The following is a 14,210-nucleotide window of genomic DNA, read 5'->3' as shown; positions in this document are numbered from 1 at the left end:
TTTAAAATTTAACACCTATAAAATCACATCGAGTATTCTGGTAATCTCATTTATTACGGCTGCTCTCTTTCAAAAAGGTTCCCATCATATCGGTAACCTTTTCTGATGCCGTTTAAGTGGTTTGAACATTGATAATCTGGAAACCATCACATTCTTTTTTCAAAAAGGTTCCCACCATATTGGTAACCTTTTTTGATGCCGCTTGAATTGTAGGTACACTGATAATCTGGAAACCACCGCAGTCTTTTTTCAAAAAGGTTCCTACCATATTGGTAACCTTTTCTGATGCAGTTTGAGTGATCTGAACATTGCCACATTTCGAAACTACCTGCTCATAAGTATAGCCTATCATCCTTCCAAACAGGCTTCCGATGCTGTCCCTGTTCAAAAAGGTTCCCACTTTATTGGTCACCTTTTCTGATGTCACTTTAATTATGCTTACAGCTCTTTTTTTCTCTTCGTTCATGTCAATAGTTATGCAAATGGTTACCCAAGGCAGGGTGCTCCTTACTGGGCTTCTCAACTGGGCATCCTCCTAAATTTCCCACTTAGTATTATGTTTTCAAAGTGTTTGATGAGGTTTTTGGAATAATCATACTCTTGAAGAGGTGGTTATAAGTCTTATGTTGTTTTATACGACATATATTTGGGCAAATTTATTGGGTGGACGGCAGTTGTGGGCGGCCAGTCTGGGTTGTCAGCTTTCAGAAATTTCACCTAAAGATAAAGTCGGAACTGATGTAGTTTTTTAAAATACCCGTTTTTTGGATTGCCTAAATTGTAGAGACAGAGCATTGCCCTGTCTCTACGTTGCGCCCCTTTAAATGTATTTTTATTTTACATTTAAGAACGCTTATTCCTGAATGCTAATCAATTTTGACAGATTATACTTTTTTTGGTTTAATAGGTTATTTTATTTCTGATTTATCTGCACTATCAATGCTTTAGTAAGTGCTTTTGCATTGCTTTGATATATGCTTTATCAGTGCTTTGTTAGATGCTTTAGCAAATTTTGACAGAGCACTCTTTATAAATGGGGAATTGTATAGTTTGATTGGTTTAGGACTTTAATTGTTATTCAGAGAGAGCCAAATCAATGGAAGAACTACAAACGACGAATACCCACCCCTATCTCCTGCCCCACTATCAAAGGCTCGAAACTAAACATCTTCAATTCTTGTGCCCCGATTTTAATCAATACTTCATAATAACTACCCAGAAATTTCAGGGATAAAACTTTAGCTTTCAAATTTGATGAAGCAGCAATAGAAATCTGCTCAGGGCGAATAAATACATTAAGTAAATCCGATACCCCAACGCTCTCTAACCACTCTTTACTTACCACATTTACTTCGCCTGTAATCTCAGCTACATATTGGTTCATCGGGTTCTGATAGACCTTTTGCGGAGTATCCAATTGCAGTATTTTGCCTTTACGCATAATAGCCAGATGGTCAGCCATGCCATAGGCATCACTCACATCGTGTGTTACGAAGATGCAGCTTACCTCTTCGGCTTTAATCAGTTTTAGTATTTCTGCTTTCAGCTTTCGTTTATTAACGGCATCCAGATGGCTGAAAGGTTCGTCTAACAACAAGAGTTTCGGTTGCTCGGCAATGGCCTTTACAATTACGGCTCTCTGTTGCTCTCCACCTGATACTTCGCGAGGCAAATGTACCTGCACTTTGTCTAAACCACTTAATTTTAAGAGTTTATCAACGCGTTTATTCCGATAAGTTTCCTCATAATACCGAAGTTCATAAGCGATATTTTCACGGATGGAGATATTCGGGAAAAGTCCGTAATCCTGTCTGACAAGCTTAATATCGGGGTGGCCTGCAATGAGTTTTTCAGAGGGGGGAGTAATGCGCTTATCATCCAGTAGCAATATTCCCTCGTCAGGTTCTTTAAAGGCACCAACGAGGTGTAACAAGGTGGTTTTTCCTGAACCACTTTCGCCCAGAATCGCCAGAATCTCTCCTTTCTCTAAGGTAAATGAAATATGATTAACCGCTTTTTTATCCTCGAATGATTTGGACAGATGCTGTATTTTGAGCAATGGCATTCGTTTTTATTACAAAATTAGGGCTTTTTTATAGAAATTCTGCTTTTTTGTTGTGGGTGGGCATTCACTTTCATAATATTGTTAAATATTAATTAACCTAAAAGAGAAAATACCTGCAAGCTCAACAGGAAATGTTAGAACAATATAAACAACAAACCAAGTGCCTGGTAGCACTCGACTCGATTATTTTCGGGTTCGATGGAGAAGAATTAAAATTATTACTGGTTAAAAGAGGCGTTCAGACCGACCGCGATACCTGGTCGTTGATGGGTGGCTGGTTGAAGCCCTCTGAAAGCCTCGACCAGGCAGCTGACCGGATTTTATTTGAACTAACCAACCTGACAGGTGTATTTCTGGAGCAATTAGGCGCTTTTGGCGACCCTAACCGTGATCCGGTTGAAAGAACGGTGGCTGTAGCTTATTATGCTTTAGTGAATGTAAAAGACTACGAAACAAAAATTTCGGATACTTACCATGCCCATTGGTTTTCGATGCACGATTTACCTGAATTGCTCTTTGATCATGCAGAAATGATAAAAATGGCGATTGAACGCCTGCGTTATAAAGCAGCCTTTCACCCGATTGGATTTGAATTAATGCCTGAAACCTTTACAATTCCACAGATACAGAATCTCTACGAAGCCATTTATGGCAGTAATTTCGATAAACGGAATTTCAGCAGAAAAATCCTTTCTACCGGACTTTTAATCAAATTAAAAGAGAAGCAAAAAGGATTTTCGAAGAAAGGCGCATTCCTCTATAAATTAGATACCGAGAAATACCAGACGCATTCAGATTCATTCCTGAATTTTGTACCTAATCCGGATGGTATGTTGTAAGTTTATCTGACATTTACCAGTACTTTGATTTTGCCTTCTGTTCCGTCAAAATCCTGTAACGCTTTACCGAGAATATGCCCGAAGCCCAATTTAGCAGGGTCACCTTTCATGGCATAGCCTGTTTTTGAGGAAGTTACCAGTAAATCACCTCTTTTGATTTTCCCGCCTTCGTTGCAAACTTTGGTGGGTATTACTCCTACTACCCCCATAGGTACTTGCTTATCCAAATCATTATTTACATTATCTTCTCTCAATAATACACCCGGTTTGGTCGCATATACACCTGCCACTAAGGATGAATAAGCCTGGCTTGATTTTTCTACGGTTCTATCCGTGCTTTCAGAAATCACTAATACATCACCCGGTTCGTACTCAGACTTCTCTCCTTCTACTTCGAATGCTTCGGCTAAATCGGCACCCATGATTTGCGTACCGCCATTAAAATACCCTGTACCCTGATAATTGATGCGAGCTACATTAAAATTACCCTGGTCTTTAAAAATAGCTATATCGCCCAGGCCATTGGTGGTGCGAGCCATTAAAGCTGGCCCTTCGCTCGAGTTACTCACCGCATATAATGCCGGATTGGTCGTAAACTCATTCTCCACTTCAAAACGACCTGCTTCTCCTGTACCAACTGTTTTGGCAAAAACTGCCGCATTTGCATTGTTATTATTAGTTGCATAAAACTCTCCTGCTTTGCCTGTACCATTAGTTGTAACATATATACCAGAATTAGTATTACCGGTATTAGTAATCTGAAAATGCCCTGCCTTGCCGGTGCCTGTAGTCTGGCTTTCAAAAACAATACCGCTACCCGATGTTTTAGCCAGAACCGCAGTGGCTACACTATTCATATTATCTACAAAAAAATAAGCCGCCCGACCAGTACCATTACTAACAGTCTCAATTGTATTACCACTACCAAAACCACTGGCAAATATCGTTGCAGCCGGATTTGAGGCATTTCCGGTCTGGAAATTCCCGGCATTACCAAACCCATAGGTTGAAGACCATAAAGAGGTAGTTGAATTGGCACTTTGATTGACAAAAACACCCGCCGGCCCTGAACCTGTACTGATGGCATTGATAGCAGTACCACTCCCAACAGCCCGCGATTCAATGGTGCTTCCGGTACCGCTACCATAAGCAAAAACAGCCTGTGCTGCACTACCTGCCGAATTCACAAAAAATTCACCTGCCCGACCATTTCCAATAGCCTGAGATGAAAACGTAGGCCCGGTACCATTAGAAAGGGCATACAATGCCTTATTGGTGCTGAATGGGCTGTTTATCTGAAAATACCCTGCCATACCACCACCGGTGGTATAAGCCTCAAAGGCATTTGCCTGACCGTTGGTAACAGCCGCCAAAGTAACTGAGTCGCTGAGAGTATTAGCGGTTTGAAAATAACCCACTCTTCCTTTGCCTTTATTGGTGGCATATATTGTGCGGGCAGTGTTACCGGCTGCACTGATTTCAAATCTTCCTGCACCGCCTGTACCTATGGTAACTCCATTGATGGCAAAACCCGTACCCATGTTTGTTACATTCAGTGCATGGACAGTCGATGTAGTATTATTCAGTTGAAAATTTGCCGCTCCACCTTTGCCATCGGTAATAGCATATAATGCTGTATTAGTGTTTGAAGGATTCTCAATTGAAAACCCTGCCCCGATGCCTGTACCCGTATTTCTACCCTGAATAACAGTCCCCGAACCAACCGTCGTAGCATAGATAGTAGGTGAAAAATTGTTGACATTATCAATTGAAAACCATCCGCCCGGACCGATAGACTTGTTAAAAGCACCTAGCACAGGCGAAGGATTAGAGGCGTGATTGGTTTCAAAATACCCTGCATATCCATTGCTGATATTGGTTTTAAAAGTGGCCGTATTAGGCAAAATAGTAGCAGCCGAAGATTGGGCAAAAGAATAAAGCCCTGATAAGGTACATAAAACAAGTAAAGTGTAGGTTCTCATAAAATATATGTTTGGATTTCTGCCTGCAAAAATTTGTAATGAAGCACACAAAACCAAAGGATTATACGAAAGCCTATCTGAAAATTTACTGGGCGGTTGGCAACAAAAAAAGAGGTTGATATGATCTATCAACCTCTCTACGGTATTCAAATAATTAATTTCCTAATCACTAAATCACTCAATGTTCATTCGCTTAAGCTGCCTCTGCCGCCCTTCTGCGATAAACAAAATTCACAAAAACGCTTAACAGCACCAGTAGGCCCATTTTCTCACTATCATTGCTTGTCACTGTAACCGTCCCCTCGTCAGTCCAGAAGTTTTTGGTTTGTTCAAAGTCTACTACCTCTCTATTCGTATCATCCAGACTCCATTGGGTATTCCAGAAATTTTTAGCCTTCATCGTAAACTTTTCTCCGTTTATCAGCGTAATATCGGCCTTCCCTTTCCAGACAGAGAATATCACTTCACCAATCAATTGCTGATTGTCTTCTCTATAAATATCGTAATTAGCACTCCAGAAGTTCTTCTTTTTAAAAACGTACTTTTTGTGCTTAAATACTCCTGCTACATCAGTTTTAAAAGTTTCGAACTGTACATAACCCACCTCTGCATCTCTGTCTAAAATATCAACTTTATTATCGAGTGCTTTTTTTAAATAGTTAAATGTGTTTCTCATCTTATTTTCATTTACTATTACAAATATAAGATTTCCATAATACCATAGTACATTAATTATAGAGATGGATTTATGATAGGATAACAGGCTATTTTCGAGGATAAAGGCTAATCTTCCATCACCGGAATATCGGCCTCTTTTATCAGACTGATGTCTGCTTTTTCGATACCCTCTTTTACTAAACGATTGGCTTGCTTCTCATAGGTTTTTTCAAAAATATTACGTGCCAGACGACCATTCCCAAACGATGAATCGCGGTCTTCGTAGAGCTTCTTGAATAGCTTATACACCTTTTTCTTAGCCCCTTCTTCTACTTTCAACTGCACTTTATTAGCCTGTATCAGATATATTTCCAGAATCTCTTCCGGTGTATAATCTTTAAAACCAATATACTTATTAAACCTCGAATGTAGCCCCGGATTGGAATTGATAAACTCGGTCATTTTCTCTTCATAGCCTGCCACAATCACCACAAAATCGTCGCGGTGGTCTTCCATATATTTTACAATCGTATTCACCGCCTCAGGGCCATAAGTATCGTCTGTATTAAGAGCATAGGCTTCATCAATAAATAAAATTCCACCTTCCGATTTCTCACAAACCTCCCGGGTTTTTAAAGAGGTTTGTCCGGTGTATCCAGCCACTAAACCACTGCGGTCGGTTTCATACAAATGTCCTTTGCTTAAAACACCCAAAGCCTTGAAAATCTTGGCTAATAATCGGGCAATAGTTGTCTTACCAGTACCCGGGTTTCCATGAAAAACCATGTGTAGCGAGCGCTCCGGCACTTTGATACCCTGCTCTTTTCTTATTTTTTCAATTTTCAATACATTCACCAGACTACTCACCTCATCTTTCACATTCTGCAAGCCTACTAAAGCATTCAGTTCAGCTAAAAGCTCATCTAAAGTTTGCTCCGGTACGGCTGGTATCTGCTCGGTTGGTTTGTGAGGCTTCGCATTTTCTGTCTGATTGACCTTTACATCAGGATTAATCATCTTCGTAATTCCATCCAGGCCTTTCAGTAATACATGAAACGGATTACTGGTATATTCCGGCTGATTTTGTTCTGAATATGCCTCCTGTCCCTGCTCAGCATTTTTGGAATAGATATCGCGCTCCCGATAAATCTGTGGTTCTTTTCCTTCCAGTCGGGCATTTACTACTTTATAAAAAGCATCTATATATTCTTCTATGGTATTGTCAACTTTTACCTTTCGCTCAGCCGTACCAAAAACCACAGAATCCGGTGTCGGACAGCGCACCGTTACAGTTTTATCGTAGGGAAATTCAATCACCTCTACATCGCCATATTGGTCACTATCTACCAACAAGATGCGTTTAGTAGTAGCCAAAAGCAATACATGTCGGTTGTTCCAGTAGCCATGCACTGAGGCATCAATGTATTCATCTTCCTGAATAATGCTTGGTAAAGCCTTTAGCTCATTCCGAAGCATCAATAGGGCGAAAGGGTTTAAATCTATCTGTCTTTTAATTTGTCCGTAAGTTGGCATTTCGATTAGCTAATTTTTGAATAAATTAAGTCGATATTTTGCTACAATGCAAACCGATATGTGATGAGGTGTTGGAAAGGTGGGAATATGGTAGGGATTTATTTGATGAGAGTGGTTATAGCGTAATAGAGAAGTATCTTAAAAGTTTTCGGAAAGAACCCCATCCCTAACCCTTCCGCGGCGTCCGCCCCAACAATGGGGAAGAGAACAAAGTGCCCCTCTCCCCAACAATGGGGAGAGGGACGGTCGGCCGCTGCCGTTGGGGTGTGGGGTTAAATAGCATCAAGCCTTCGGATACACCCAACCCTTTCTATACTGTCTGCTCAGGTACTTGTTAGCAGTTGGGTCAAGGAAAACTTCTTTTTCTCTATCCCACTCCAGGCTTTTACCTGCTTTCAACGCTGCCATACCTAATAAACTCATATTGGTAGCTCTATGGCCTTTCAGAATATCTGCAAATGGCAATTGTTTTGATTTGATAGACTTTAATAAGTCAGCAAAAACCAGGTCAATATTCTGCAAATCCGGCAAATTCAAAACAGGATCCTGATGGATGATTTCTTTCTTGGTATCTCTCGGGAAAAATGTCCAGCCTTTAGTCCAACCCATATGGAAAGTACCCTCTGTGCCATGGAAATATACCCCTACTTCTTCTGTTTTTGAAGTAGGTCTGCCATTTAACGTACTATGTTCCCACGTACACGTAAAATCTTCAAACTCATAAGCTACTACCTGACTCTCAGGGGCATTATTGTTATTGGTATTAAACTTTGTACTTGCCATTGAATATACTTTTTTAGGGGCAATTTCGTCTGTCCACCACAAAATCTGGTCAAACCAGTGTGGGCCCCAGTCGCCAACCATACCATTGGCAAAATCTATCTGATTACGCCAGTTTCTCGGGTGAATAGCTCGGTTATAAGGCACTAAAGGGCCCGGGCCACACCACATATTCCAATCTATTTCTGCCGGAGTAGGCTCATCAGGCACCACTTTACCTTGCCCGAAATTATAAGTTACAAAGGCGCGTACCTCTTTGATTTTACCCACTTTACCCGATTTCAAAAACTCCTGTCCGCTCACGTTATGTGGCGAATAACGGCGATGGAAACCTGTAATACAGATTTTTTGGGTATCACGGGCAGTTTTTACAATGGCTTTTCCCTCATTAATGGTATGTCCGATGGGTTTCTCCAGATACACATGTGCTCCGCTTTTCATCGCATCAATGGCAATCAAAGCATGCCAGTGGTCAGGTGTAGCATTGATGACAATTTCAGGTTTTTCTTTTTGCAGTAATTCCTGATAGTTTTTATAGATTTTCGGTTGGTCGTTAGTCAGTTTGCCTATTTCTCCCAGACATTGCTTGATTTGTCTGTCGTCAACATCACAGACAGCTACAATCTGACATTCACCTGATTTGATGGCCTCTCTCACAATATTTGTACCCCACCAACCTGCACCAATCAAGGCAGTTTTGTATTTAGCTTGTGTAGCATAGGTGATAAACGGACGAGAAACTAAAGCCCCTGTGGCTAAGGCAGAAGTACGAATAAAATCTTTACGATTCATGATTTATTAAGGTTGAATAATTATAATACAGTGGAACAATTTTGTTTCTTTGCATGGGAATAAAGACGTTTTGGATGTAGGAGTGAGGTTTGCATTAATGACATCAGCTCGTTACTCCTTCAAAAGCCGAATTCTTACTATGGGATTAAACTATTAGCTAACAAATATAAAAGTCAGCAAGTACTATATTTTTCTATCAATTACTGACCCTTGTCAAAACTTACATGACAAAAATTTATACTGAGTCAGAATAACGTATATATGATACAATTAAAAATTGTAACCTTAAAACATCATTTCCTGTTTGATTACGATTAAAAATCCGGGTTAAAATAATGAATAGAGGAAAGGTCTATCAGATTTTTAATTGTACGAGTTTAAATGATGCCTGCTTTTTGGGCGCCCGGCCAGGGTTACTTTTTTTCAGGTAAAAAAAGTAACAACCCAAGACTATGAAGACAAACTAATTAAGGCATACCCTATTATTCATCTCAACACTTGAAGCAAGAATGGTCTGTTGGCACTACAATTTAACTGCATAATAAAAAATCATCTGCTGTCGTTCAAATTTTCAGACAACTTTAATTGGTAAAATCTCTTTCTCCAACATTTCCTCAGATTTTCAGAAAATTAAGTTTTATCCATTTATCTTGCAAAACAATTTGTAAAAGATTCCTGTATGCCTCCTAAACCTCTACTAAAAACCGAAATCCTGGCGGGTGTCTCTACTTTTCTGGCTACGATGTATATCATTGTAGTGAACCCCGCTATCCTGAGCCAATCGGGTATGTCGTTCAATGGCGTGCTTACTGCCACTGTGCTGCTTTCATTTTTTTGTAGCCTCATGATGGGCATTTACGCCAAAAACCCGATTGTAGTCGCTCCGGGCATGGGTATGAATGCTTTCTTTACATTTACGGCCGTAAAAGGCATGGGTATTTCGTGGCAGGTAGCCTTGGGAGCGGTTTTCTGGGCGGGTATTTTGTTTTTATTGCTTTCAATCTTCAATATCCGTTCACAAATTGTTAAAGCTATTCCAAAACCTCTGCGCTATGCTATATCAGCAGGAATCGGGTTGTTTATTACGCTTATAGGCTTTGCCAATGCCAAATTTATCGTAGGCAATCCGGCAACGATTATTGGTGTTACCAGTCTGCACGACCCTATCGTGATAACCTTTCTGGTGGGTTTGGCTATAACCATGATTTTACTGGTAAAACGTGTACAAGGCGGCATTATCATAGGTATCCTATTGACTACGCTTCTGGCAATCCCTATCGGCAGATATTGGGGTGATGCTTCAGCCATCAATTTCGGTCAGAAAACTCTGGTAACCTGGCAAGGCGTATTTTCAGCCCCTGATTTCAGTTTGCTATTCCAGCTAGATATTATCAACTCCTTAAAAATAAGCCTGATTCCCGTCATTTTTGCCTTTGTCTTTACCGACTTATTTGATAGCCTTTCAACTTTCGTAGGTGTTGCCGAAGCGGCCAATCTCTATGATAAAGATGGAGAACCGCACAATATAAAAGAATCATTGTTAACCGATGCAGTAGCTACAACCATGGCAGGTTTATTAGGCACAAGCCCCGGAACAGCTTATATAGAATCAGCCGTGGGAATCAGCCAGGGAGGTAGAACGGGCATTACTGCCATCACAGCAGGTATATTGTTTCTGCCTTTCATGTTTTTGTCTCCCCTGTTGAGTATTATTCCTGCCATCGCCACTGCTCCTGCCCTGATAGTAGTAGGTGTACTGATGATAAAACCCATCACCAAAATCAATTGGGATAAGCTAGATGATGCCGTTCCGGCCTTTCTGGCAATGGTTCTGATTCTATTTACCTATTCTATCACTCAAGGAATCATCTGGGGCTTTCTGGCCTGGACAATTATCAAATTGGCCACCAATCAATCAAAAGAAGTTTCCTGGATGCTTATCGTGATCGATATTTTTGCACTCTGGGCTTTATATTTAGGACATTAAAATCTTCATCAATGAAACAAAAGTATCTATCCTTTTACTCTTTGTGTAACACTAAAATATATTATCCCTACGGGATATCAGGTTCAAAAAAGACCATTTTGTCTACCGATATATCGTCCCTCTGGGACTTAAAAATATCCCGTAGGGATGTTATATCGGTAGACAAAATAACTGACTTAATACCTAAGTCCCGTAGGGATGGTATATTGAATCTTTTAAATCTATTTTACCAAATACGCATATTCCTTTTATTCATTTTATTTTTCAGCTCAACCCAAACATTCGCACAAAGAATTGCTATTTTAGGCGCTATGCCCGAAGAAATTCAATTGCTGGAATCAGAAATGAGCCATATAAAGGCCAAAAGCATCCTGGGATTTCAGTTCAAGACAGGCAAACTGAATGGCAAAAAAATAGTATTGACTGAAACAGGTATCGGTAAAGTAAATGCTGCGGTGGTAACTACGCTGATTATTAAAGAATTTCACCCGAAATCAGTCATTTTTACAGGCATTGCCGGTGGTATCAGCGAAGCATTAAAACAGGGAGACATAGTGATTGGCAATAAATTAACTTACCATGATTATGGCAGATTAACCAACGAGGGTTTAAGCACCAATGCTACCAGAAATCCCATCACCAAGCAATTGAACCCACTCTATTTTTCTTCCGATTCCCTATTAGTCTTGCAGGCTTTGAGCGCAGCCAAAGAAGTAACGCTGCAAAAAATGCCGGCAGCCGCTTCTCAACCGAACATAAGTGTCGGAACTATTGTTACTGGAGATACCTTTGTTACTTCAAGTACAGCCGTCGGTAATTTTGAAAAAACCTTACAGGCTAGTGCCACCGAAATGGAAGGAGCAGCAGTAGCTCAGGTATGTTTTCAGCAAAATATTCCGTTTCTGATTATCAGAAGCATCAGCGATAAGGCCAACGAAAAAGCATCGGTTGATTTTCAGACATTTAAGAAAATTGCTTCCGATAATTCGGCCACTTTAGTAAAAGAAATACTTAAAAAACTATAGATTATTATTGTTACATGATTTACGATTTTGATGAAGTGATTGACCGTACAAAGACGGATAGTGTGAAATGGAAGAAATATGCAGGTAAAGATATTATTCCTTTGTGGGTGGCTGATATGGATTTCAAAGCTTCTCCTGCCATACTTGAAGCATTAGATAAAGTAACGAAAGAAGGAATAATAGGATACTGGCAAACGCCTGATGAACTGATTGAAGTAACGCTTAAACGATTAGAGGAAAAACACAACTGGAAAGTACCGAAAGAATGGTTGGTTTGGCTACCTGGCATGGTTCCCGGCCTTACCCTGACTTGCATGTGTGTTGGCAATGACGACGATGAGGTAATAACCACCGTGCCGATTTATGGACCTTTCATGAAAGCCCCGATTGCTGCCAAAAAGAAATTGGTAAAAGTACCAATGAAAGAAGTAAACAATCGTTGGACACTGGACTTTGAGGCAATCAAAGCGGCTATTACGCCACGTACCAGAATATTTATGCTGTGCAATCCTTACAATCCGGCTGGCACAGTTTTTACAAGAGAAGAGTTGCAGACTTTGGTTGATATTTGTGTAGCCAATAATATTGTGATTTGTGCCGATGAAATCCATTGTGATTTAATTCTGGACGAAACCAAGAAACATGTTTCAATTGCAACATTAAGTCCGGAGGCTGAAAAGCATACAGTAACGCTATTAGCACCAAGTAAAACCTTTAATATTGCAGGTTTAGGCTGCTCGTTTGCGGTTATTCCTGATGACGAATTGAGAGCAAAATATGCGAGTATGCGCTATATTTTAGAGCCAATGGTTTCTGCCTATGGGTATTATGCGGCATTGGCGGCTTATAGAGATAGTGAAGAATGGCATCAGCAACTGTTGGCTTATTTACGCAAAAATCATGAGTATATTCTCAAAGAAATGAATGCATTTAAAGGTTTCAAAATGTTACCATTAGAAGCTACTTATCTGGCCTGGATAGATATACGTGAAGCAGGTATTGAAAATTTAGCGCACAAACTGGAAGAAGCAGGCGTGGGTATATCAGAAGGAGAAATGTTCTTTGATGGCAAAGGCTTTATCCGTCTCAATTTCGGTACCCCTATGAGTAATCTGGTGGAAGCGGTCAGGAGAATGAAAACAGTACTGGAATTGAAGTAGGAATTATGCCACAACTCTATATCATAGCAGGTTGCAACGGGGCAGGAAAAACAACTGCCTCTTATACGACTTTGCCTGAAATGCTTAACTGTAGAGAGTTTGTGAATGCCGATAATATTGCAGCCGGACTTTCCCCTTTTAATCCTGAAAGCGTAGCGATTGAAGCGGGGAGAATTATACTACAACGTATTCATACTTTAATGGCAGAAAACCTTACTCTCGCCTTTGAAACTACACTGGCTACAGGAGGTACGTTTCGTTAATAAAATAAGCGAAATTCCAAGGTCATGAAGTAAAATTAGCTTTTTTCTGGCTTTCATCTCCTGATGCTGCGCAAAAGAGAGTTTTAAAAAGAGTTAAAGCAGGTGGGCATAATATTCCATCTGAAACAATAAAAAGAAGATATTTTAGAGGGATTCAAAATCTTTTTAAGCTATATTTACCAATAGTTGACAATGGAGTAATCGTTGATAATTCTGATAATGCACCTCAATTTATTGGTCAAAAAATGAGTAATGAAGAAATTGAGGTAATTAATCCTGATTTGTGGACATTACTAAATAAACAAAAAGATGAAATCAACTGAATTTAGCGAAAAAATTATGGCTGGATTGAATCTTGCCATAAAGAGGCTTATTGAAAAGAGTGCATTAACTAATGATACGCTTGTTATTGCAGATAAAGACGGCAACGTGAAAGAAGTACCTGCCAAAGAATTATTGAAAAACTACGAAAACAAATAGCACTTTATCTGCTTTAGAACTAAGCCTATGCCTTAGAAAGTAAACCTTATTTGCTGAATTTTCTTAAACATAAATCCACATGCACGAAATTGAACCCTTTTATAATTGGCAAAGATATTATCTGGCCGAAGAAGACGAACGGTCTCCGTTCTATGGTCGCACTTATGGGATAGAATATGAGGATAACATTTATGGTTATTACATCGACCCAAACTGGGATAATATAGAGTCCGAAACCTTGTATTGCAAACTCCTGATAGCTGATTATGACCTGCGATACGCCGTTATTGAGCTATTTGGTGAATGGAATGATACCCTGCATAATGATGTCATGTGGCTGAAACGAAACGTAATAGACCATTTAACCAGAGAAGGCATTAATCAATACATACTGATAGGAGAAAACCTTTTCCAGTTTCATGGAGGCGAAGAAGATTATTACGAAGAATGGTATGAAGACGTAGAAGATGGCTGGATAGCTGCCGTAAACTTCCCCAATTTTATTCTGGAAGAATTCAAACGCTATCATGTTGATTCTTATATCAATTCTGGTGGCACCCTACAAATGATAGACAACTGGCGAACCATGAAACCGCATATGTTTTATGAGGTGGTGAAGGGGCTGATTATGAGGCGATTGAATTAAT

The 14,210-nt window shown here is 39.9% G+C and carries 12 protein-coding genes; 7 read left to right on the top strand and 5 right to left on the bottom strand.

Features of this window, described 5'->3' with window-relative positions:
* Positions 1–112: 112 nt before the first annotated feature.
* The gene (locus D0T08_RS08255; protein WP_116982147.1) at positions 113–466 is read right to left on the bottom strand and encodes a hypothetical protein; all 354 of its coding nucleotides are present in this window, start codon (positions 464–466) and stop codon (positions 113–115) included.
* A 639-nt stretch (positions 467–1,105) separates the two neighbouring features.
* The gene (locus D0T08_RS08250; RefSeq protein WP_116982146.1) at positions 1,106–2,065 is read right to left on the bottom strand and encodes an ABC transporter ATP-binding protein; all 960 of its coding nucleotides are present in this window, start codon (positions 2,063–2,065) and stop codon (positions 1,106–1,108) included.
* A 131-nt stretch (positions 2,066–2,196) separates the two neighbouring features.
* Between D0T08_RS08250 and D0T08_RS08245 the strand changes: the two genes are divergently transcribed.
* Positions 2,197–2,904: an NrtR DNA-binding winged helix domain-containing protein gene (locus D0T08_RS08245; protein WP_116982145.1), complete on the top strand. Its 708-nt coding sequence runs from the start codon at positions 2,197–2,199 to the stop codon at positions 2,902–2,904.
* 2,175 nt (positions 2,905–5,079) lie between these two features.
* Here D0T08_RS08245 and D0T08_RS08235 read toward each other — a convergent pair.
* The 3 genes from D0T08_RS08235 to D0T08_RS08225 all read right to left on the bottom strand — a co-directional run bounded on the left by D0T08_RS08235 (position 5,080) and on the right by D0T08_RS08225 (position 8,648).
* Entirely contained in the window at positions 5,080–5,562 is a 483-nt protein-coding gene (locus D0T08_RS08235) for a hypothetical protein (RefSeq protein ID WP_116982144.1), read from the bottom strand.
* A gap of 107 nt (positions 5,563–5,669) precedes the next feature.
* Positions 5,670–7,076 carry an AAA family ATPase gene (locus D0T08_RS08230; RefSeq protein WP_116982143.1) on the bottom strand — a complete coding sequence of 469 codons (1,407 nt, stop codon included), beginning with the start codon at positions 7,074–7,076 and terminating at the stop codon, positions 5,670–5,672.
* 282 nt (positions 7,077–7,358) lie between these two features.
* Positions 7,359–8,648 carry a Gfo/Idh/MocA family protein gene (locus tag D0T08_RS08225; protein ID WP_116982142.1) on the bottom strand — a complete coding sequence of 430 codons (1,290 nt, stop codon included), beginning with the start codon at positions 8,646–8,648 and terminating at the stop codon, positions 7,359–7,361.
* A gap of 679 nt (positions 8,649–9,327) precedes the next feature.
* On the opposite strand from D0T08_RS08225, the gene D0T08_RS08220 reads away from it, so the two are divergent.
* The 6 genes from D0T08_RS08220 (at position 9,328) to D0T08_RS08200 (ending at position 14,209) form a co-directional block, all read left to right on the top strand.
* The gene (locus D0T08_RS08220) at positions 9,328–10,635 is read left to right on the top strand and encodes an NCS2 family permease (protein ID WP_116982141.1); all 1,308 of its coding nucleotides are present in this window, start codon (positions 9,328–9,330) and stop codon (positions 10,633–10,635) included.
* A gap of 11 nt (positions 10,636–10,646) precedes the next feature.
* The gene (locus D0T08_RS08215) at positions 10,647–11,660 is read left to right on the top strand and encodes a 5'-methylthioadenosine/adenosylhomocysteine nucleosidase (RefSeq protein WP_116982140.1); all 1,014 of its coding nucleotides are present in this window, start codon (positions 10,647–10,649) and stop codon (positions 11,658–11,660) included.
* Between the two features lie 14 nt (positions 11,661–11,674).
* Positions 11,675–12,820: a MalY/PatB family protein gene (locus D0T08_RS08210; protein WP_116982139.1), complete on the top strand. Its 1,146-nt coding sequence runs from the start codon at positions 11,675–11,677 to the stop codon at positions 12,818–12,820.
* A gap of 5 nt (positions 12,821–12,825) precedes the next feature.
* Positions 12,826–13,083 carry a hypothetical protein gene (locus tag D0T08_RS27770; RefSeq protein WP_199538138.1) on the top strand — a complete coding sequence of 86 codons (258 nt, stop codon included), beginning with the start codon at positions 12,826–12,828 and terminating at the stop codon, positions 13,081–13,083.
* 309 nt (positions 13,084–13,392) lie between these two features.
* A complete protein-coding gene (locus D0T08_RS27765) occupies positions 13,393–13,563 on the top strand; it encodes a hypothetical protein (RefSeq protein ID WP_199538137.1) in 171 nt (56 codons plus the stop codon).
* 79 nt (positions 13,564–13,642) lie between these two features.
* The gene (locus D0T08_RS08200) at positions 13,643–14,209 is read left to right on the top strand and encodes a hypothetical protein (protein ID WP_116982138.1); all 567 of its coding nucleotides are present in this window, start codon (positions 13,643–13,645) and stop codon (positions 14,207–14,209) included.
* Position 14,210: the final 1 nt, after the last annotated feature.

The organism is Emticicia sp. C21 (assembly GCF_003418935.1).
Lineage (GTDB): Bacteria > Bacteroidota > Bacteroidia > Cytophagales > Spirosomataceae > Emticicia.
Note: the sequence above shows the minus strand (reverse complement) of the source record. Positions and strands in the feature narration are given on the sequence as shown.